Source organism: Mesorhizobium sp. CA16, from assembly GCF_020165175.1.
Taxonomy (GTDB): Bacteria; Pseudomonadota; Alphaproteobacteria; order Rhizobiales; family Rhizobiaceae; genus Mesorhizobium.
In genome coordinates this window covers 512,512-533,654 of the sequence record NZ_JAIUHP010000001.1, presented here as the reverse complement: position 1 = coordinate 533,654, position 21,143 = coordinate 512,512, and the positions used below count along the sequence as shown (strand labels likewise).

The following is a 21,143-nucleotide window of genomic DNA, read 5'->3' as shown; positions in this document are numbered from 1 at the left end:
GGTTCGGGAAAGTCGTCGGCCCGCAGCTCCTGCGTTTAATTGACGAGTTCCGCCAGGCGAGCATAGGTTCCGCGCCATCGGGGCTGCGGGAGCGCTTCCCGGGATGGGCTCCGTCCCTGGTGCCGATTCGCAGACAATCCTGCAGGATCCCCGCTTCGAGGATGCCGCATTCTGTCGGGCCAGCGCGACGGTCTCCAATACATGCGCCCTGGCGTCGGCCGCGCCGGTCGGCGCCGATCTATAACGTATGGGTGACGAGGAATCCGCGCAGCCCTTTGCAGCCTGCGGAGGGCGACCTATCCTGGTCGGTGATGGCCAACCCTGAGTGAAACGATGCCGAGAACAATCAGGACGCTGACCGCCAGCGAGGTGGAAACGCTTGTTGGCTGGGCAGCGGAGGAGGGCTGGAATCCGGGCACCGGCGATGCCGCGGCGTTTCGGGCGGCGGATCCACAAGGGTTCATCGGCGCCTTTGTCGGCGGCGAGATGGTGGCCGGCATTTCGGCCGTCGCATACGGCTCGGGCTTTGGCTTCATCGGCCTCTACATCTGCCGGCCCGACCGGCGTGGCGAAGGTCACGGCAAGGCGGTCTGGGACGCCGGCATGGCGCGTCTGGGCAACCGCATCATCGGTCTCGACGGGGTGGCCGAGCAGCAGGCGAACTACCGGCGTATGGGCTTCGTGCCTGCCTATGAGACCGTCCGCCACAGCGGCCGCCCCGCCGGCTTGCCCGAGGGCGGCAAGACAAGACCCGTGACGGCCGGCGACACGGCTGAGATCTTCGCCTACGATCGCAAGTGCTTTCCAGCACCGCGCGAAACCTTCCTTGGCGAGTGGCTGTGGCCGCCGCGGATTGCGCTGCTCTCAGCCGGATCGGACGGCATTACCGGCTACGGCGTGGCGCGCCGCTGCAGGCAGGGTTTCAAGGTCGGGCCGCTGTTCGCAGATCGGACGGACCTGGCCCTGGCAATGCTGGCGGACCTGTCGGACGCAACTGCCGGCGAGGAATTGCATATCGACGTGCCGGCCGGCCAGGTTCAATACACCGCCATGCTGCAGGCCGCCGGCATGGTTCCGGGCTTCACGACGACACGCATGTACAAGGGCGGCAAGCCCGGCAACGACCAGTCGACGGTTTTCGGCGTCACGACGCTCGAGCTGGGATGATCGCGTGCTGAGATCATTGTTTTGCCTGGCTGGTCCATGCGACATGGCTTCATGACGTGGTTGCCTTTGCCGAGCTGCGTTTCGGAGATTATCGAATGGCTGGAAGGACTGTTCTGATCGCCGGCGGCGCCGGCGGAATGGGTCTGGCGACCGGACTGCGTTTCGCCGCCGACGGCGAGCGGATCGTGCTCGCGGATCTTCCCGGCTCCAAGCTCGACGGCGCCGTGGCCAAGATTGCCGCGGCCGGGGCGGACGCGATGGGCTTGCCGCTCGATATCCGCTCCGTCGCTGCCTGCCGCGACGTGGTGGGCAAGGCCAGGGAGTGGGGCGGTGCGATCGACATTCTCGTCAACGCCGCCGGGGTCTGGCTCGAGGGACCGGCACGCGAGGTCGAGGAAGATCAGTGGGACCTGGTGCTGGACGTCAATCTCAAGGGAGCCTTCTTCCTGATCTCGGCAGCCATACCGCATCTGTCGACGGCGCAGGGCGTGATCGTCAACATTGCGTCCGACGCCGGCATCGTCGGCAACAACGGGGCTTCCGTCTATTGCGCCTCGAAGGGCGGGCTGGTGCTCTTGACCAAGGCTCTCGCGCTGGAGCTCGCCCCGCAAGGCATCAGGGTCAACGCCGTCTGTCCTGGCGACACGGCAACGCCGATGATCGAATACCAGGCCAAAACCTATGGCGCGGACGACCCCGACGGCTACAAGCGCCGGCTCCTGGGGCACTATCCGCAAGGGGACAAAGCAAGGTTCATCCAGGTGGAGGAGATTGCTTCCTTCATCCACTATCTGTGCCAGCGGGGCGCGGCGCCGATCACCGGGGCCGCGCTTTCGATCGATTTCGGCGTCAGCGCCGGCTATTGAGCCGGTTCGGGTCGTCGCGGCTGTGATTGGCCGCGCCGGCATGTCGGCGCCTGCATTCTGGAGGGCAAATGGTCGTGTTCCGCAAATCCCGCAAGGCACTGGTGACCGGCGCGGGCGCCGCCGACGGCATCGGCGTGGCGATCGCGCGTGCGTTGGCCGAGGCCGGTGTTTCGGTCACCATCACCGCTTCATCCGCACGCATCGAGCAACGAGCCGCGGAACTGCGGGGCGAGGGACTCGATGTCCGCGCTTTCGCGGCCGACCTGACGCTCTCGGGCGACGTCGATCGTTTACGCTCCGAGGCTGGCGAGATCGACGTCCTCGTCAACAATGCCGGGATGGGCACCATCGCCCAGCCGGCGCTGCAGCGGCGATTTCTTGACCTCAGCGAAAGCGACTGGGACCGCGGCATCGATGTCAGCCTGAAGACCGCCTTTTTGAGCACGCGCGGCTTTCTGGCCGGCATGGTGCAGCGCGGCCATGGACGCGTCGTCAACATGGCATCGGTGACGGGGCCTTACGTATCCAATGAAGGCGAGGCCGCCTACTCCGCGGCCAAGGCCGGCATGATCGGGCTGACGCATGCGCTTGCCCTGGAGGTCGGCCGCAGCGGCGTCACGGTCAATGCCGTGGCGCCGGGATGGATCGCGACGGGCGCCTCGACGCCTGAGGAAATGACCGCTGCCCGCAACACACCGCTTGGCCGTGCCGGCAGCCCCGAGGAAGTCGCGGCGGCCGTGCTGTTCCTGGCGTCCGATGGAGCCAGTTATGTCAACGGCGCAGTTCTCGTCGTGGACGGCGGCAACATCCTGCAGGAACGCAAGGGGTGAGCGCGGGCGCGAAAGTCAAAATACAGGACGCCTCGATACTCAGCTCATAACAGGATGAAATGGGGACCCAGAAACACGAGGAACTGGCCGGTAACCAGAGGGACCCGCAAAATAGGGCCGCTCTCCACGCTGTCCTGAACGGGTTGTCCGCGCAACCGATCGGCTTGAGGCCAGCAATATGACCACTATCATGAGCGGCACCGCGACGACGCCGTTTATGACGGCGCTCCAGAACAGCGCCTTCATCGGGCTGATGGGCAGATATTGGATGGCCAGCGCCGCCAGGATGCTTACCGCAATGACGCCATAGAAGCCACGCGCATCGCCCGCCTTGCGCTCAAGCCCCTCCTGCCAGCCCATGGCCTCCGCCAGTGCGTAAGCCGCCGAGCCCGCCAGGACGGGCACGCCGATCAATCCTACTCCCAGTATGCCGGCGGCAAAAAGCACGAACGCGAAATCGCCCGCCAGCGGCTCTGAAACCAAGACGGCGCTGTCTTGCCACACAACCGGGCTTTGGAATTCGGGTCGCACACGACCGGCATCTGCGATGGATCAAAGCTCGCCCGTTGTTGACACCGACCAGTGATGAACCGGTGGCGGCCTTCAAGCGTTCAGCTTCAGCCGGGTGGGTCTGGCACCAGCGAAGGAGTCGGAAAATGACCGAGCGTCCCAGCACCAATCGCTTGTCCGCACAGGAACTGCACGACATCGATGCCTACTGGCGTGCCGCCAATTATCTGACCATCGGGCAGATTTATCTACTCGACAATCCGCTGCTTCGCGAGCCGCTTCGGCTGGAGCACGTCAAGCCGCGGCTGCTCGGCCATTGGGGCACGTCGCCGGGCCTCAGTTTCATCTATGCGCATTTGAACCGGGTGATCCGGGAACGCGACGCCAATGTCATCTATGTCTGCGGTCCGGGTCATGGCGGACCCGCGATGGTTGCCAATAGCTACCTCGAAGGCACCTACAGCGAGATCAATCCGGACGTCGCGCCGGGCGAGGCTGGAATGAAGAAGCTCTTCCGGCAATTCTCCTTTCCGGGCGGCATCCCAAGCCATGCCGCTCCCGACGTGCCCGGCTCGATCCATGAAGGCGGCGAGCTTGGCTACGCGCTCTCGCATGCCTATGGCGCGGCTTTCGACAACCCGGACCTTGTCGTCGCCTGCGTGGTTGGCGACGGCGAGGCGGAAACCGGACCACTCGCCACCTCCTGGCATTCCAACAAGTTCCTCAACCCGGCGCTTGACGGCGCGGTGCTGCCGATCCTCCATCTCAACGGCTACAAGATCGCCAATCCCACCATTCTCGCCCGCATTCCCGAAGAAGAGCTGCGTGCCTTGTTCGTCGGCTATGGTTACGAGCCGTTGTTCGTCGAGGGCGACGATCCGGCATGGATGCATGAGCGAATGGCGCTCGTGCTCGACGATGCGCTCGACCGCATCAAGGCGATTCAGGACACGGCTCGCAACGGCGCGAAGACCGCGCGGCCGCGGCCGAACTGGCCGATGATCGTGCTGCGAAGCCCGAAGGGCTGGACCGGTCCCAAGGAGGTCGACGGGCTGAAGACCGAAGGATTCTGGCGCGCCCACCAAGTCCCGCTTTCCGGCCTCGCCGATAACCCCGCGCATCTGAGGATGCTCGAGGAATGGATGAGAAGCTACCGGCCCGAAGAGCTTTTCGATGCCGCCGGCGCGCCGGTGGCTGCGGTCCGTGCTACTGCGCCAAAAGGTGAAAGGCGCATGAGCGCCAACCCGCATGCCAATGGCGGCCTGCTGCGCCGGTCTCTGGAACTGCCCGCCTTGCAAGAGCACGCCGTCCCGGTCGAGCGGCCCGGCGGCGTCAAGGCGGAGTCGACCCGTGTGATGGGCCGTTTCCTGCGTGACGTCATGGCATTGAATCAAGGCACCAGGAACTTCCGCATCGTCGGGCCCGATGAAACGGCATCGAACCGGCTGCAGGATGTCTTCGAGGTGACGGAGCGTGTCTGGATGGAAGAGATCCTGCCCGAGGACGTGCATCTCGGTCGAGAAGGCAGGGTTCTGGAAATTCTATCCGAGCATACCTGCCAGGGCTGGCTGGAGGGTTACCTGCTCACTGGGCGCCACGGCTTCTTCTCCTGTTATGAGGCTTTCATGCATATCGTCGATTCCATGTTCAACCAGCATGCGAAATGGCTCGATGCCTGCCGCAAGCTTGCCTGGCGGCGGCCGATCGCCTCGCTGAACTATCTGTTGTCCAGCCATGTCTGGCAGCAGGAGCACAACGGCTTCAGCCACCAGGATCCGGGCTTCATCGACGTGGCGTTGAACAAGAAGGCGGATGTCGTGCGCGTCTATCTGCCGGCGGATGCCAACAGCCTGCTCTGCGTGACCGATCATGTGCTGCGGACATGGAACCGCATCAACATCATCGTCGCCGGCAAAGCCAATTCCTGGCAGTGGCTGTCCATCGACGAGGCGAAAGTCCATTGCAACGCCGGCATCGGCATATGGGGTTGGGCGTCGACCGACGGCGGGGCCGAGCCGGATGTGGTGATGGCCTGCGCCGGAGACGTGCCGACGCTCGAGACGCTGGCCGCCGTTCAAATCCTGAGGCGCCACATTCCCGGCCTCAAGGTGCGTGTGGTCAACATCGTCGACCTGATGACCCTGCAGCCAAGGGAACACCATCCGCACGGGCTGTCGGATCGCGAATTCGATGCTTTGTTCACCAGGGACAAGCCCGTCATCTTCGCCTATCACGGCTATCCCTGGACCATCCATCGCCTGACCTACCGGCGGACCAATCACGACAACATCCACGTGCGTGGCTATAATGAGGAGGGGACGACGACGACGCCCTTCGACATGACCGTGCTTAATGGGCTCGACCGCTATCATCTGGTGCTCGGCGTGCTCGACCGCATTCCCGAGCCGGCCGGTGCGCATATCCAGCTGAGGCAGGCCATGGAAGGCAAGCTGATCGAGCACCGGGCCTATATCCGCGAGCACGGGCAGGACATGCCGGAGATCCTCGGCTGGAAATGGGAGCAGTAGCCGATGCCGAAGCGCCAGGCCGACAGGATCCGACCCGCAAAAGTGGCTGGAACGGTCGGACATGACTGATGTCATTCTTGTCCTCAATGGCGGCTCATCCAGCCTGAAGTTCGCCGCTTTTCAAGGACGCCGCGAGCTTCATCTGCTGATGCGTGGCAGCGTTTCCTCAATCGGCGAGCGGCCCAGACTCCATGTCGCGCCGACTGCAACGACGCCGCCGTTCGACAGGAGCCTCGGCGAACGAGCGATCTCCGTCGGCGAGGCATTCGAAGCCGTTGCGTCCTATCTGACGGACCGCGGCCTGTTGCGCCGCGTGAGCAGGGTCGGGCATCGCATCGTCCATGGCGGTCGGGAGTTTGCCCGCGCAACGCTGCTTGACCAGGCCACGCTCGATGCCTTGCGCAAGCTCGAGCCGCTCGCTCCAATTCATCAGGCGATCAACCTGGAGCTCGTCGATCTGGCCCACCGTCTTCTGCCCGGCGCCATGCAGGTCGGCTGCTTCGATACCGCCTTTCACGCAACGCAGCCTCAGATCGCAAGACTTTATGGCCTGCCGCACGAGATGTCGGAGCAGGACATCGTGTCCTATGGGTTCCACGGGCTCTCCTACAGCCATATCGCCAACGAGCTCCGCAGGCGTTACGGCGCCGGCGCGGGTGGCCGCGCCGTCGTAGCCCATCTTGGCAGCGGCGCAAGCCTTTGCGCGATGAAGGCAGGGGTAAGCCAGGCCACCACCATGGGTTTCTCGACGCTCGACGGCCTGGTCATGAGCACGCGTTGCGGCGCGATCGATCCGGGCGTCCTCCTGCACCTTCTGCAAGACAGAAAGCTGTCCTCCGACGAGCTGACCGACTTGCTTTACGAGAAGTCCGGGCTTCTCGGCATATCTGGCATCTCAGGAAACATGCAGACGCTGCTGGCGTCGAAGGATCCGGCGGCAATGCGGGCTGTCGATCTGTTCGTCTATCGGGTCGGGCGCGAAATCGGCTCGCTGGCTGCTGCGCTGGGCGGGCTAGACACGCTGGTGTTTACCGCCGGCATAGGCGAGCATGCGCCGGCGATCCGGCGGCGGATATGCGAGGCTGCTGCATGGTTGGGCGTCGCCATGGATGACGGTAGCAGCGGCGAAGACCTTGTGAGTGCCGCGAATTCCCGTGTCGATGTGCTTGTCATTCCGGCCGACGAAGAACGCGCGGTGGCGACAGAACTGCTCGGCGTCGAAACGGCTTGAGCGCAACAGTCTCCCGCTTATTGGCGGAACGCCCCTCGCATGCCTGAGCTGTCGATTGAGGTGGATGGCCGATCCCTCGGGCAGCCATTTGCGCCCGCTGCCGATCTCCACGACCTTGGTAGCGAGCTCTACACGGCTGGAAATGATCTTAATTCGCCAACGTGGCGCCGAGCTTCCGCTGGACCAGGACAAGCGTCGGATCGTCGGGAACCATCGCGACAGTGAAGCCCATCTCGCGCTCAAGCTCGATCGCAGACGGTTCTCGCGGCTTTCGATCGACTCGAGCGTCTCGATGCCATGGTCGTCGGCATAGTGCGCGATATAGCCGAGAAATTCCCAGCCGACGCCGCGATGCTTACGGTCCTCGCGAATGCAGATGGCGACCTCGCCACACCTGTCGGCCGGATCGGCTGCGAGGGTCGCCACCGCGATCAGCATTCCTCTAAGCATTTCGGCCGTACAGGGGGAGCAATGGTAGCGGGAGACCGCTACATCGCCAGACCCACTATTGAGGGGGCGTATTTTTCCTATCGCCGACACGCCGCGTGATTGTCGGCAGCAGCGTCAAGTTCGCCTGGGTTCCTGATAGTTTTCGAACGTTTGGGTCATTTCCAGTCCGAACTACGCGCGCTTGCTTTAGGTAATTTTGACAACCCATCGCGGCTTGGAATTGTCGGCATCGGCCAAGAAGGTCCACGTGCGAATTCCTGACGTGGACTTAAACGGTCATATGAGGTCTGTCCGATTGGCTGGTGGGATGTTATCCGCACAATAGAATTCTGCACATGGTTTCCGTACGTGAAACTATCCTCGGATCGCTGTCCGGGCAGCACTTACGGCGATGTACGGAAATCGGTCGTTTTCTGGACACGCGACCGTCGCATCCTGCTTTGCAGGGCGCCCTAGCCTCCGAGCTCCCAGGCACGAACGTCGCAGGGGCGGAGACGGTTTGGCCTAGCGAGGGAGGTCCAGAAGTCTCTCCGGGTCGGCCCAAAATACCTGTTTCTAGGCCTTTTTTATCGTGAAACCGGCCGTCCGGCGAGAAAATGGTGCGCTGTGCCGGGCTTATGTAGCCTCCTTCGGCCTCTCAGCTTGGCGTGTCTGCCATGTCGAGACGAGGAATGTGGCCATGGTTCCCGAAAGATTCACCGCCAGCTCGGCATGACGGGGCAGGGGGCGTGACCGCTTTGGTCCCGGACTATGAGCGTCACCCAACTTGCTGCGCAGCGAGCCCAGCAGCTCCACGATCTGCTGACAGCTGCCGAGCAGCTGCCGGAATGTCTGCTCGGTATAGTCGTCGGGCGCAAGCTTCAGCATCTTCGCAAGTTTGCGGTAGAGAACCGGCAGATCGTCCTTATCCTGGTAGGTTTCGCCGGCCTCATCGATAATCCATTTGCAGACATCCTCGAGGAGCGTCCGGGCCAGGGTAAGCGCCCCTTGCGGGTCGTCCTGGCGGCGATCGACGGCGGCTGTCCAGCGAGCATGTACATCGTCGGGATTGAATGCGACCAGGGCGGCAGAGATGCCGTCGTCGCCCGGGCTGCCGAGCCGGGCCGTCTGTACTGCATACACGGGAGTCCCCGACACCTTTCCGGTTACTGCAAGCCGATAACCGTCATGCTGCAAGACCCCATTTAGTGCGGCCGCGAGCTCTGCCTGGACGTCCGGCGTCTGTGAGACTGGACCCACGACCTCCGTAAGGAAATTGAACAGACGAGCCTTCGAACAGGTCAGGAGCCCCAGAGCCGTAAGCAGTTCGGCTGTATCCCAGTCGTTGTTGCGGACCGTGTGCTGGAAGATGTCGTCTTCCAGGGGACCCTCAGAGGGGTCGTATATCGAGTCCATTTCGGCGATCGGCCAGACCCGTCGAATGAATTCAATCTCGGGAAGTTGGGTGGTCAACGGCCTTGCCTGGAATAGGGTCAACAGCCTGCGGCGGGTTATTTCCGTGATAGGGGGTTCATCGCGCTCATCAATCTTGGCAACGAGTTCGGTGAGCGCAAAATTTTCATCTTCTTCCAAGATCGCTCGAGCGACCTCAAGCACTCGACCGACCCCTAGCGTATCAAGTCGCCGCTCGGCGTACTTATATTTGCTCTTCATCGCTTCGTCACCTTCGCCGGGCGCCAGGCCCAGGCGTTGGCAATAGCGGGGCACCTGATAGGCTGAAACATTGGAAATCAGCATACAGACACGATGCCGAAGTTCTTTAACAGTGGCTGGCGGAATGGCTGCCGGCATGGCGCGATTAGAATCCGATCCGTTTCATCATCGGACTTTCACGCAATAGCCTCTAACCCGTCGAGCAAAGCCAAATAGCTATCCGGCAGCCGATGGTGCCTGGCGCCGTCGCGAAGATGCTGCAGGTAGGCCGCACTCGGCAAGAATTTTCCGGATTGCGGTTCGGCAAAGTATGTCTGCATTTCAGTTGCCACGCCGTTCATCGTAACCGTCACCGGGAGACGTGTGTAGCTGTTGAGATGCCGATCGCGGCCGGACTGATAACCTTCGTTCCGGTCGAGTAGAGGCAGGTCGGCGGCCGTCAAACGATATACCACACCCCAGACTTCCCCTCCAGCAAAGGGCTCCACCGATGACACTCCGCATTTGCGTTTCACTGACATTCTGGGAAAGCACAGTGCATAGTCCGGCAGATGACCTGAACCAACGATTTCGGCGTCCGGGCAGCGCTCCTTCATTTGCTGAATGTCCATGTTTGAGCCATAGGCGAAATAGAGGAATGTTTCGTGCGCTGGCCACACCCTTCGCCCCAGCCGCTTGAAATCGGACACGGCCAGTGCGCCACGTTCGTTGCGGGAGATGGAGCCTGGCTCCGCCAAACGCGCGACCACTGCGGGGAAGGGGGCCTCCCAGATCTCGACAGGGTCCAAGGTGCCGTTATGCAGCAACACCAGCATCACGGTATCGCAGGGGCCTGACGATTTCATCTGGCCTATGCGCTGGCTGCGGTTCCCGGCCGGGTCATAGGCGCGGCCTTTGATCTGGATTCGCTCCGGCCCGGCTGGCGTATGCCGGATCGCGTCATATCCGGTTGTGCGGGGAAGGGCCAGTTCAAGTCCCATGACGGTCGATGCGACGTATTCAGCTATCTCACCGGTCACGCCAAGCGGCTTGCCCGTCGCCTGATAATATTCGGCAGCCAGCGGCTTCACGGCTGCAAGAATGCCCTTGATCCGCTCTGCCAGTGTGGCGCTCGCACCGATCGCGGACATCATATCCGGTCCACGTCCAGGCCCGCGTCGATGAGCCTGCCAGCGATCTTTCGCATCTTGGCAAACTCAGTTCCAAACGCAGGTGTCAGTCCGACCGCATCACAGAACTCCCTGCCTGTTACACCTTCGAGGATATTGGCGTACTTGATCACTTGGACATGAAGCTCGGCGATATAGCCGTTCCGCGGCGAGGTTTCGATCGCAACCTTGATCTTCCTCAGGGCTTCGGCAGGCGTCATGATCAGGTCCCATACGTAGGCTCCGAGGCTAGCAGCTTAAAGCGCAATAGCAATAAGCTAAAAGCTTAATGCTATAACGCCGTGATGTTTAAACTTATTGAGGCCCTAAGAACGAGGGCTGCCCGCAGCCACCGGCGCGTCAATCCCCCCCAAACCCACGAGACGTAGGGCGTTGCGCGTCGTTGTAGTCAAGGAGGCATTGCCATGGGTCGTTGTGACCTGGACAAGATCAAAGTGCCGCGCGGCATAAAACAAACTGACGACGGGATCGATCCCGGGATCGAAGTCGATCAGCAGTGGGGTCGCCATCGTCCTTCTCCGCAAAGTGTCCCGCTCGATCGGCCATTTGGGCCAGAACTGAAATAGGTGTGGCAACACGGGGGGCAGGGCGCTGCAGAGAGGTATCGCCTTCTGATTTTCTACATATGTTTTTGGCCCTGCCGCGATCGCGCGGCAGGGCCGCGAGTTGCAGCTATAATCAATGCTGCTTAGGCGGAGGCGGCGGGGCTGCGGTCGAAGGGACGCCGGGGTAGCCGCCGGACACCGGATTCAGGCCCGGTTTGCCGCCAAGCGTGTCAACTTGCACGGTGTTGCAGCTGTTGCTGTCCTGGCAGGGCGAAATGTAGGGCCCATGTGTCGGCGGATTGTCGGTGTAGTTCTGCGCCATGACGGGAATGACGGGGAACCCCACGATGAGGCCGACGGCGAGCATGAAAGTGCGCATTTGTGTTCTCCCGAGCGTTAAAAGAGGATCGGATTGCTACTGGCTCGCGCTAACTGCGAGCCAGTAGCGTGCCCTTACAGGTGGCTAAAGAAGTGATGGACAGCGTTGCCAACCTGTTTGGCGACGGATTTGTCGCTCCGGCCGATTGGATATTTGAGGACGTTGGGGTCGACCGGGATCGTGACGCCGGCGGAGCCCTTGTCGTCGTGGCAAATCTTGACACCCCCATTGTCAGTCATCGTGTCAACGGGGCAGGTCACCTTCGGCGGCGGCGACTGTTCTTCGGCGGAACCCGCGTGGCTGACCATGACCAGGCCGGCCAAAGCGGGGGCGAATACGAGAGGAAGTTTGAACATGGCGAAACCCTAAGGCTCCCTAGATCACGGCCTTGACCGGGCCGGGCGGTGTGCTCTTATGAGCTGCCCGGATCATCGCCGCTGCCAACGGCTCTGCCCATTCCCGTGGCTGTCAGGGACATGACAGAGTGTGTCAGATGGCCGGAAGGAAACGAACGACCATGCTTGCAGAAATGGCTTCAGAAGAAGAGAGGGAAGAAGCCAGGCAGCAGGTAAAGGCTCTAATCGACGAATTTTCAAAAGAGCATCGAGGTGAAATTGAATCAATCCTAAGAGATGCTGGTATCCCATATAGGACTTGGCGACGCGCCGGCCAAGGCTTTCCTATTTCTGATGTCGAGTTCAATAAAATTGTAAGGTTCCTTTCAAGGCATTCGCTAGTCTATTCGAAACCGGATACGGGGAAATACTCAAAGAGAGAGTTAGATGACCACTACGGTTTCTACAATATGTATCGACCAAATTCTGTCGACGCTAAACGGATAGAGGTCTTCAGAGCTGAGTTTGAGTGGGATGATTCACTTAAGGTGGCCAAAGTAGTCATGCAAAACTATGGCCGCTCTAAAGTCCAGTTTATCGTGTACAAGCCCACGGGAAACTTCCTTTTCCTACGGGGCGCGGTCGCAGGATGGAGCAGCCTCTATGTCCTGGATAAGCTGGGGCGGTGCCGGATCGGGGGCAACGACACAAAAATCATGACGGGCGTTTGTGTGGCGATGGATTACACCGATAGCCATGAACGATCGCTCTACCCTGTTCTGTTCCCAGTCGTTTTGGAGAAAATACAAGACGTAGGCTTCTCCGACTACAAAGAAGAGGTCGCGCCGAGCGTAGAATACGAGAGGCTGCGAGAGTTGCTAGAAATCGCCGTTCGTGGTAACCAATCTGCCGTTGAGGTTTGGTCGAGGTTTGTGATGCCAGGCAATGCAAATGGTGGCCCATAGAATCCCTGACCGGGGCAATCAGGCTGGTCTCTGAGCTGCACGAACCCAAAGGCGCGGTGGGCGAGTGCGGCACTGTGCACTCAGGCTTAAGTTCCATAATCTTGATTTGGTAGCGACGACGCAATTTCCAGCGTGTTGTCGGCATCAAAGCTGCCCAGTCGTAAGAGCTGTGATTCTTCCACCGTCCGCATGCGCGTGACCCGCGCTCGACGTGCCATTCCAAGTCCGAGTTAATACGGACTATTCCGGCTCCTTGGCGCTAATCGATAATGAAAAAGAGCCATCACTTGACCGCTCCAAGAGGAGCCACTTGTTTGCCATATTCCGCGAGGAGAAGGAATGAGCGAGCGGGCCAAGGTGAAGAATCGACGTGTAATTCGCCTGTTGCGCTTGCCTATTAGGGGCGTATGTGACGTTGAAGCTCAAAACGCCCATATCATTATTGAGGACAGTGGTTTTCATTCGAACCGATGCAGTCTCAAGCTCTTTACCTGTCCGAGTTTTTCCTTTTACCCAGTCTACATCGCCAAAGAATTCTCTGCGGAAATAGGTCTGTGTGTCAATGGGAAATCCAGCGGCAACGAGAGTAATTCCGCCTCGCTGGTTACCGCTGCGTTTGCGTTGCGCGTCAGATATCGTCAGCTTTTTGTACCACCTTTTCGCAGTTAAACGGCTAGCCGTCTGGCGAGAATGCCCGTACAGGCGCAAATTAGCGTACTTGTATGCTACGTCATTCGACAGGAAATCCTTGATGGCCTTAAGTTTGTCGTCGGTGATGTAGTTAGGTGCGTATCGTTTACACAAATCCTCTACACTTTTAATTAAAGACACCGCATTGGCCGCCCGCAACCGAAGAGCAAGCTGACGCCGGATAGCTGCTGGCGCAGACTGTGCTAAAAGGACAGAATCCACGGCAAACCTTGCTCGGCTTAAGAGTAGGGTATCGCCGAGCCATGATTTTCTCTCGACTTCAGACAGAGATGTCTCACATCGCTCGGCTTCTTCAGCAAACCAGGTATACACGCCAGAAAGCTGCGCAAAGTCGAGCCGTTCAAATGGATTGTCCAGCCCGTCAACAAGCCAGCGCTTGGCGATGACGTCGGCCCTCACGACCTCGACGGTATCTACGACGGAGCTTTGTAAATCATCGCTCCAAGTCACCCAGTGTATCGCGGGATGACCCGGGTCGACAAGTTTTGCTTTTGGACTCCCTCTTACAGGCTCCCACTCGCTCAGTTCAGCAAGCTCGAACAAGATTACGGTGTCATCGATACCTACGTATTGAACGTAGGTGTAATTGTCGGAAGTCGAGCTAAAGGCAGGGACACAGACCGACGGCCCCGTACCGCGAGGATTTATCGCGCCTGACAGTTTGTATCTTTTTCTGTTCATGATGGAAGGCCTTGCAGAGAGCCAACTACTGGAAACAATTGTTCAACTGTCCGGCCCGCGCTTGTTCGCCTCTGCGGCCGATAAGAACTTACAGTTGTACCCGCTGCCTCCCACCGACGAATCGCCGATGCCACGAGAGGCTCAGCAAGTAGAAAGTCGGGAACTACAATACTCTCCAGCGCATTATCCAATTCTTGAAAATGGTCCTGCGTTAACTCGATCGTCTGAGACCGGTCATCACATTCTGTGATGCGTGGCGAAGAGATGAGATCGTGAAATTTGCGCGCAATGGCATTTGTTGCGGGAGGGGTGAGCGTGGCGAATTCCTCGCCATAGAAATACGAGTCATTGGCGCCGAAGAACCTAGAGACGATGCGCTTATCTGCGTCCACGACACCGACACAATCAAGGTCGGCAAATGCGATCCCATCAAGAAAGGGAGAGTAAAACCCTCGATCATGAGCCCCTGTGTCGCAGGGATATATTCCGGTGATTGACTGGACCGCCTCTCGACGAAAAAGTAGACAGACAGGGCGGCTATCACAATCACGGTTCGTGGGGGACATTGGGCCGGGGCGGTAGGCAGGGCGACCGTAGAAGAAGTAGGTCAAGGGCTTCAGCATAACGGGGCATAGTTGGGGAATGAGGGAAGTCGTACCGCAACAGACCTGTCGGAATAGGCTGACGGTGGTTGTATGGATGAGAGCCATCGAAGGCTCTGATGGGTTCGCGCTGGCAATATCGGCGGCGATGCACATTCAATGTCTCTCCGGGCTCGATCTGGGATAGATGCCACGAGACGGGCGAGAAGACCAGCCGGCCCGGCGGGCTAGCCCGGGATCCAGGGTGGACCGGGGTTCTTTGCGCAGCCTAGATCTGGGTCGTCCAGCGGGCGCTTCTGGCGCGAGAACGTCCAACAACTCGTGCAGAATCTCGTCAGGAAAACGTCGAACCTCGCTCTCGCCAACGGCGCATGCCAGACGATTTGAATGGGTATGCGGAGTGGCCGCGACCTCTCCCGAAGTCCGGACCCGTGCGGTGTGGCCGAATAACGACCGCTCAAGTTTGGATCCAAAGGGCGCTCTCGAGGGTGTGCCCTTTTTTGTTTCCGCCAAGTTGTCGCCTAGGCGCGCACTCAAGCAGATACGGCACCGGCTTTCCGCAAATCGTGGTTTAAGCACCTACGCGGAAATGCGAAGAAGCCAGAAGCCGAATGGCTGTCGCGATGGCAAAATGCGCATCCGTGCTTAAGAGGTCGTCAGCTGCGGTGCCCGCCGTCATTGATCGACGCATGAGATTATCCGGATCATCGATGTTTCGAAAATGCGAAAGCGGATTTCGCAGGCCCGCCAGCTTTTTTAGATTGTCAGCATCTTCTTGCGACAGGATGCCTTGCGCCTGGCAGCGCTTCAGAGTTTCGTTGAAGGATACTTTTGGGGGCAATTCTTCCATGCGGACATGGAGATAGCCGGCCAAGATATTTTCGGCGAGCGCCTGGCAGAGCAAGATGGATGCTACGAAATTTCCATGCACGAACGAGGATCGCGCTTCGTTCAACGATGCGTACGCCGCTGTGCCGCCAAAAACTATTGTACCGCCTTCCCCTAACGACGCGCTAATGTCGTTTAGGTAGCGGTAGCGGGCAATGCGTTCGGTCAACCCGTCATGCAAGTCAGCGAGTAGCAGCTTCGCCAGTTGCATGTCGGACGCGGCTGAAAACAAGTCGTGCTGATCGTCCTCGTTCACGATTAACCCGATACCGCTACGGGATCGGAACTGCGCGAGCGACTGCGATTTCGGCGGGAGTCAACACAAAAAGGTCCGTAACGCGGGCCTCAATCTCTTGTCGAAGGACAGTGGCGTTTCGCTCGTGCACACTGCGCTGATGCGGCGTACGGGCAGCGACCGCTGCGTCATTCGCGGTGATCGTCTCTGCAACCAGCCTTTCGATTTCAACTCGCGCGCTGGCAGGCGGGATAGGCACGGGTAAATGTTCGATGAATTGCTTGCCGTGCGAATAATAGCCTCCCCGGAAAGAGCTCGTATTCGTGCGGATCATCGCCTCGCTCAGCGGGTGATGCAAAACCGCGAGAAGATAGAAATTGCTGACATCGGAGTCCGGACGCGGCCGCACCACGTAGTACGGCCCGTTTCCTCCGCCCGTCATCATGACGTTAGCATCATCATATGCGTAACGGGCCTCTCGCGACAAAATTGGCAAGATTATTTTTGGACTGTCGAATTTCGTCAGGCTTTGAGAGCGGCCAAATTGATAGAACTGCTTATCTGCGACCGCACCGCCGGTGATACCCCGCTTTTCCAGCTCAGCTTGTCTCGCCGTTAGATAAGCCCAGCATTCAGGGAATTGCCGCGCCATCTCAGCAGGCTGGATCAGTCGAGCTTCGGTTCGTTTTGCTCCTGCGACAATCTCATAAGGGAATATCATCCAGGCATTTGCTTGAGCCAGCGCGTAAGGGAAAAGCTGGGCGTCGTGCAAACACGGCCGCAAGATGCCACGTTCGATCGGCCAAAGCCGACCATTCCAATTTAGCGAAACCGTTGCCGCAGTCTCGTGCGCTGCTCTGAATATGTAGATCGGATCGGCGCTAGTCTGCACGCCAACAAAAATTTCGGCGACTTGGCTGAGTTGGTTGGGAAAAGCGGCGCGCACGCGACCAAAAAGAATGCGTGTATCCTCGTCGGCAAACTGCCACGTATCTCCTCCCAATTCAGTTGCGGGGATATCCATCCGCTGGCCAGGAGTTCCATAGCGCCAGCCCTCAAGAGCATCGACGCGCTCAAGATCGATGGAATCCCGCCCTTGCCGGTCCAAAATGAGAAGACATGTGTAGTTGGTGGCTTGCCGACCGAAAACCTGTTGCACGCCGAAATGAACGACCTGCTCAAGCAGCCGTCCGCCCGCGATCAACTCGCGAAGCGCGCGGCCTGCCTGCGTCGTCATGAATTTGTGCGGAACGATCACGCCCAGCCGTCCATCTGGCCGGAGCAGCGTCAAAGCGCGTTCGACGAACAAAGCATACTTGTCGAAATTGTCTTGCCGCGCCGTGGTGTAAGGCGAAGCCGGGCTTTGGTAAAATGCGGCTTCTTCGGGTGAGTAGGCCGTCATGTTCTGGATGCGGATGTAAGGCGGATTGCCAACAATAACGTTGAAGCCGCCGCCGCCAATCTCGGCCGGGAACTCCGTTGCCCAAGTGAAGGGATTAACCTTCTCAAGCAGGTGCGCTGGGAGAGCACCACGCGCTGCCGTCCATTCGGCCTGGCTCACCAAACTGTTTCCGGTGCGGATCGTAGTATTGAGTTCGGGGAGGGCAGGCGTGCGGCTGGTCGCTACGAAATCACGCAAACTCCCAGCGCTCTCGTCTTCGATAAGTTTCAGCAACAAGCTAAACCTGGCAACCTCGATCGCATTGGCGTCGATATCAACGCCGCGCACATGAGCAAGCAGAATGCGCCGCTTCTCCGGGAACGTTAGTCGCCACTGGTCCGCCACCACTTCGTAGATGGTACGCCCGATATGGCCCGCCCGGTCGTTCGCAAGATACCAGGTCAGATGGTGATCAAACAAAATCTCCAGCACGGAAAGAAGGAAAATCCCTGATCCGCAACAGATATCAGCGACCGTGAAGTTTCCCAGCTCGGTCGGGCTCTTGCCAACAAGGACTGGACCCAGCGCGCGGGCTACAATGGCGTCCACGATATAGCGCGGCGTCGGAAATACACCGCCGCTTTCCCTCACCTCCGGCTTACTGACAATTTCTACGGCGCCGGTCGGGCTGATGGTGATTACATCGCCCAGAAACTGCTCGTAAATCTCACCAAGCACCTCGGTCTCCACCACGGCAAAGGTGTACGGGCTTTGCGGATAGTAGAGTTCGCTGATGATCCCATGAAGGACAGGATCACTGATCCGGATGCCTAACCGAGCGTCGTCCAGCAAGCGGAACAAGCCTGAATCATAGAAGGCATCGGCTCGGCGCAGCTCGGTCATCAGCGCTTCAAAGGTACTAGCGGAATCGAGGTCCTTCAGGGTCTCGTAGCGTTCAAGGTCCCGGTCCTCGCATATGCGGAGGAACACGATCCGGGAAAGAAAAAGCTGGACGGCGTATGTCAATTCGGCTGGGCTGAGGCCTGGCGTATGGGCATGAATATCGACCGCGAGACGCGCGCGCCATGACTTTACCTGCCGAAGGAAGAAGTCATCGAACTGTTCGGCACCATGCCGTGTCACATCAATAGCAAAGCGGCGGTCGAAATCGCCTGAGTAGACGGCCTGACGCGAGAGAAGCGGCCACAGCTCGTCGAAGCGGGCTTCGAATTCGTCGTATCGGATTAGCAGAAGCCGTGCGACATGGGCCTCGTCGGCAACGGATGCTTTTGGCACACAGTCATAAACGGCCATCTGGTGAAAATTGGTCAGCACGGCGATCGGCAAGCTGGCCGAATAGCCGTAGCGTCGTGTCTGAAAGGCGGCGTCGCGATTTCGATCTATGCGAACGCTCGGCTTCTTAGCCTCCACGAATAGCTTACGCTGGCGCGCCAAACGCAACTCATAGTCAGGCCTTTTGCCAAGTCGCTCCTCGCCCACCTCGACAGTGGCTTCTTCGATGACCTCGCGAAGTCCTAGAGGATGCCCGGCTGCGTTATGAACATCCCAGCCAAAGGCCTCCAGCAGAGGCGTGATGAAATCCGTGCGCGCCTGCGTTTCGTTGTAAATAGATCGAAGATAGTCAGCCTCTTGCCGTCGAAAATTCTGAACGAGAATGCCAACGCGCGCTCGCGCAGCGGTTTTCAGCGGGTCATCAATCATGAACGATCCGTGGTCGACCACCGCGTCGGCGTGCCATGCGTCGATCGCGCATTTTCGTCCAAATAGCCTCAAGGATTGCGCAATCACCCGCCGAAAGGCCCATATGGCCCCTAAGAACGATGCGAGCGTTTTCTTCAAGAACAGCCCCCAACTGGCCGGCCCGTATCAACCGGTCTGCTTCGATCAGTGGCATTGCGCCATTAAGTTTGGCGGGCATCATGAGGCGTTCAGCCTCGGTAGGCTCTAGCTCCAGTACGCCACCACCGTAGCTCCGCCCCTCGATCTCCGCGGAAGCTGCCGTCAGCCACGTATAGGTGTTAGCGATCACACGTTCCGGCTTTTCGCTTTTGCAGCTGAGACGATGGATTGTATCGGTCGAGGTCGCGCCAGATGAGTTGAGAACGATACGCGGAAAGTCATAAATCTGCCGAAACATGAAACCGTCTGGCACCCACACCGAGGGAACCGTATACCAAGGTTTTCGGATCGAACATTTGTAACCCTTGTGGTATTCCTTCTCTTCCCCGTCATCGATGTAACGACGAAGCTCACTGCTAATATTGTTTAGCTGAGCTGGCAGAATGTTGAGCAGGTGCACGCGGTCACCAGCGGCGGAAAGGGAGTTCCAGTCGCTCTTGCCAAGCCTGGTACCTTTGAGCTGCACAGAACGCGAAACAAGAGGGGTCGTGTACCCGTCGAGTCCGAGCGACGCGACTTGCTCGCCGGACAAAACAAAAAACTCGTTCTTCCCGGTGACCACGCCGACATCCACACCAGCATGCGTCGCCATCACAGTCGTGTTGTCAGCACTGCGCAACTCGCGCATAAATGCTATCTCGCGGGCGGTGAGGAAGTATTTCAGCCACTTCTCGTTGTCGTGCTGAATGGTCTTCGGCTGGGCCGCTTTTAGAACCGCACTGGGCTTCCGCTTTGTAATCTCGGCGACGGTGGCAGCTTCGGTCATCGTGACACGGCACAGGTTTGTCTCAGAAGCGGCGCCCAAAGCTCCGTCAGCGAGCAGCAGGACGACTTCCTGCTCCGCCTTCTCAAAAAACAGCTCGTTGCATGCGACAATATCAATGCGAGCAAAATGGTCGGTCAGAAACGAACGCAACTGGGCTGCATACGTAACCTGGAGTAGTTCGGCTGGGAGCACGAGGGCCATCCTCCCGCCGGGCCTCAGACAAGCGGTCGCGGCAACAACGAAAGGCACCCAGATATTGGTCAGCCGGTTGGGAGACAGGCCTTGTCCGCCCATCATGGTCATAGCCCGAGTACGGTGCGGTTCGGGGAAGGACTGATAGCGAATGAACGGGGGGTTGCCGATGACGACATTAAAATTCGGCTGTTCGGTCTTCTCCCACCACTCAAAGAAATCCGATTTCTTTACTACGTCGCCGGCGCGGAGGCCCAACGAGGGGCGAAGGCGAGCTGTCGCGCGTGCTGCTTCTGACGGTACGATCTCAATCCCAGTCAGACAATCGGCAACAGCCGGGCCGCTTGCGCCGAGATCCTCGAACCTTGCGACGGCCGCCGTCAGGAAAGAACCGTCACCGCAACTCGGCTCCAGCACATCATCCGACCGTTTCCGAATAGCCCATTCGCACAGCCATTTCGCCACCTCCGGTGAGGTGTAATAGCCACCGCGAAGCTTGTCTTTATCAAGTCCTACGAACCGCCCCGTCTGTGCCGCGCTCGCTTTGGTGCGAGCCGCACCGGTCGATGCGCGGGTTTTGCCCCGTGCTATGGTCATTCTTTCCCTACATGTAAAAGTGGCATCTGATCCTTCAAGAATCGCTCAACGGCTTGGCGAACCACCCAAGCTGCGGAGACCCTATTTTTGCGCGCTATCTCAGTGACCTCGCGATGCTGCTCATCCGTTAGTGTGACAGAGAGCCGGTGGGGTAGTTTCTCAACGTTTTCATTGCGTGCGGTCGCGGACATGACACCCCAGCGCTGTGCATCAGTTTGCACCACTTAACATCGACATGGTGCATGATCCAAATTAAGTTTGCCACTGGCCCCTATTTTGCACGCTATTTTCTACGGCGACGTTGGGAAATGGCCAACCCCATGTCGCGGTGGGTGAGCTTGAACCAGGCGCGGGTTTTGCGCGGTACGCCCAGCTGGCCATTTCCAATCCGGTTACGGTTCAATTGACGTTTCTTGCCGTTGGCCACTCTGTCCCGCCTGACTCCATGCCTGGGGCGACCTTGCCCGATCTTATCCAGCCGCCACGGTCGGAAACCAGCGTCGATTTCTCGTCGGCGGTTGATGACATGTATAAGTTTGCCG

The 21,143-nt window shown here is 59.2% G+C and carries 20 protein-coding genes; 7 read left to right on the top strand and 13 right to left on the bottom strand.

Features of this window, described 5'->3' with window-relative positions; all coding sequences use genetic code 11:
- Positions 1–333: 333 nt before the first annotated feature.
- The 3 genes from LB525_RS02655 (at position 334) to LB525_RS02645 (ending at position 2,863) form a co-directional block, all read left to right on the top strand.
- Positions 334–1,167, top strand: coding sequence for a GNAT family N-acetyltransferase (locus LB525_RS02655; RefSeq protein WP_224543287.1), 834 nt, complete (start codon positions 334–336; stop codon positions 1,165–1,167).
- Between the two features lie 95 nt (positions 1,168–1,262).
- Complete coding sequence (locus tag LB525_RS02650) at positions 1,263–2,033, top strand: SDR family NAD(P)-dependent oxidoreductase (protein ID WP_224543286.1); 771 nt, start codon at positions 1,263–1,265, stop codon at positions 2,031–2,033.
- A 68-nt stretch (positions 2,034–2,101) separates the two neighbouring features.
- A complete protein-coding gene (locus LB525_RS02645; RefSeq protein WP_224543284.1) occupies positions 2,102–2,863 on the top strand; it encodes an SDR family NAD(P)-dependent oxidoreductase in 762 nt (253 codons plus the stop codon).
- Between the two features lie 39 nt (positions 2,864–2,902).
- On the opposite strand, the gene LB525_RS02640 is transcribed toward LB525_RS02645, so the two are convergent.
- Positions 2,903–3,346 (bottom strand): divalent metal cation transporter, encoded by a 444-nt coding sequence (locus LB525_RS02640; protein ID WP_224543283.1) that lies wholly within the window; start codon positions 3,344–3,346, stop codon positions 2,903–2,905.
- Between the two features lie 173 nt (positions 3,347–3,519).
- On the opposite strand from LB525_RS02640, the gene LB525_RS02635 reads away from it, so the two are divergent.
- The 3 genes from LB525_RS02635 to LB525_RS02625 all read left to right on the top strand — a co-directional run bounded on the left by LB525_RS02635 (position 3,520) and on the right by LB525_RS02625 (position 7,445).
- Positions 3,520–5,901: a phosphoketolase gene (locus LB525_RS02635; protein WP_224543281.1), complete on the top strand. Its 2,382-nt coding sequence runs from the start codon at positions 3,520–3,522 to the stop codon at positions 5,899–5,901.
- Between the two features lie 61 nt (positions 5,902–5,962).
- Positions 5,963–7,132, top strand: coding sequence for an acetate/propionate family kinase (locus LB525_RS02630; protein ID WP_224543280.1), 1,170 nt, complete (start codon positions 5,963–5,965; stop codon positions 7,130–7,132).
- A 64-nt stretch (positions 7,133–7,196) separates the two neighbouring features.
- Entirely contained in the window at positions 7,197–7,445 is a 249-nt protein-coding gene (locus LB525_RS02625) for a hypothetical protein (RefSeq protein ID WP_224524455.1), read from the top strand.
- Positions 7,446–8,197: 752 nt separating this feature from the next.
- Here LB525_RS02625 and LB525_RS02620 read toward each other — a convergent pair.
- The 6 genes from LB525_RS02620 to LB525_RS02595 all read right to left on the bottom strand — a co-directional run bounded on the left by LB525_RS02620 (position 8,198) and on the right by LB525_RS02595 (position 11,684).
- On the bottom strand, positions 8,198–9,373 hold the full coding sequence (locus tag LB525_RS02620; RefSeq protein ID WP_224543279.1) for an abortive infection family protein: 1,176 nt from the start codon (positions 9,371–9,373) through the stop codon (positions 8,198–8,200).
- A 38-nt stretch (positions 9,374–9,411) separates the two neighbouring features.
- The gene (locus tag LB525_RS02615) at positions 9,412–10,368 is read right to left on the bottom strand and encodes a gamma-glutamylcyclotransferase family protein (protein WP_224543278.1); all 957 of its coding nucleotides are present in this window, start codon (positions 10,366–10,368) and stop codon (positions 9,412–9,414) included.
- Positions 10,365–10,604, bottom strand: coding sequence for a hypothetical protein (locus LB525_RS02610; RefSeq protein ID WP_224543277.1), 240 nt, complete (start codon positions 10,602–10,604; stop codon positions 10,365–10,367). Before LB525_RS02610 ends, LB525_RS02615 begins: the two co-directional genes overlap by 4 nt.
- 105 nt (positions 10,605–10,709) lie before the next feature.
- Positions 10,710–10,913: a nucleoside hydrolase gene (locus LB525_RS02605; RefSeq protein WP_224543276.1), complete on the bottom strand. Its 204-nt coding sequence runs from the start codon at positions 10,911–10,913 to the stop codon at positions 10,710–10,712.
- Positions 10,914–11,082: 169 nt separating this feature from the next.
- Entirely contained in the window at positions 11,083–11,328 is a 246-nt protein-coding gene (locus tag LB525_RS02600) for a hypothetical protein (protein ID WP_224543275.1), read from the bottom strand.
- Positions 11,329–11,402: 74 nt separating this feature from the next.
- Positions 11,403–11,684 (bottom strand): hypothetical protein, encoded by a 282-nt coding sequence (locus tag LB525_RS02595; protein WP_224543273.1) that lies wholly within the window; start codon positions 11,682–11,684, stop codon positions 11,403–11,405.
- A 161-nt stretch (positions 11,685–11,845) separates the two neighbouring features.
- Between LB525_RS02595 and LB525_RS02590 the strand changes: the two genes are divergently transcribed.
- Positions 11,846–12,628 carry a hypothetical protein gene (locus LB525_RS02590; protein WP_224543272.1) on the top strand — a complete coding sequence of 261 codons (783 nt, stop codon included), beginning with the start codon at positions 11,846–11,848 and terminating at the stop codon, positions 12,626–12,628.
- A 240-nt stretch (positions 12,629–12,868) separates the two neighbouring features.
- Here LB525_RS02590 and LB525_RS02585 read toward each other — a convergent pair whose 3' ends face one another.
- From LB525_RS02585 to LB525_RS02560, 6 genes are all read right to left on the bottom strand, one after another.
- A complete protein-coding gene (locus LB525_RS02585; protein ID WP_224543271.1) occupies positions 12,869–14,020 on the bottom strand; it encodes a hypothetical protein in 1,152 nt (383 codons plus the stop codon).
- Between the two features lie 1,173 nt (positions 14,021–15,193).
- On the bottom strand, positions 15,194–15,766 hold the full coding sequence (locus tag LB525_RS02580) for a hypothetical protein (RefSeq protein WP_224543270.1): 573 nt from the start codon (positions 15,764–15,766) through the stop codon (positions 15,194–15,196).
- 16 nt (positions 15,767–15,782) lie between these two features.
- Positions 15,783–18,848, bottom strand: a complete 3,066-nt coding sequence (locus LB525_RS02575; protein WP_224543541.1) for an Eco57I restriction-modification methylase domain-containing protein — start codon at positions 18,846–18,848, stop codon at positions 15,783–15,785.
- Entirely contained in the window at positions 18,841–20,601 is a 1,761-nt protein-coding gene (locus tag LB525_RS02570) for an Eco57I restriction-modification methylase domain-containing protein (RefSeq protein ID WP_224543269.1), read from the bottom strand. The genes LB525_RS02575 and LB525_RS02570 overlap by 8 nt, the downstream gene beginning before the upstream one ends.
- A complete protein-coding gene (locus LB525_RS02565; RefSeq protein WP_224543268.1) occupies positions 20,598–20,792 on the bottom strand; it encodes a CopG family transcriptional regulator in 195 nt (64 codons plus the stop codon). Before LB525_RS02565 ends, LB525_RS02570 begins: the two co-directional genes overlap by 4 nt.
- Before the next feature lie 92 nt (positions 20,793–20,884).
- Entirely contained in the window at positions 20,885–21,028 is a 144-nt protein-coding gene (locus tag LB525_RS02560) for a hypothetical protein (RefSeq protein WP_224543267.1), read from the bottom strand.
- Positions 21,029–21,143: the final 115 nt, after the last annotated feature.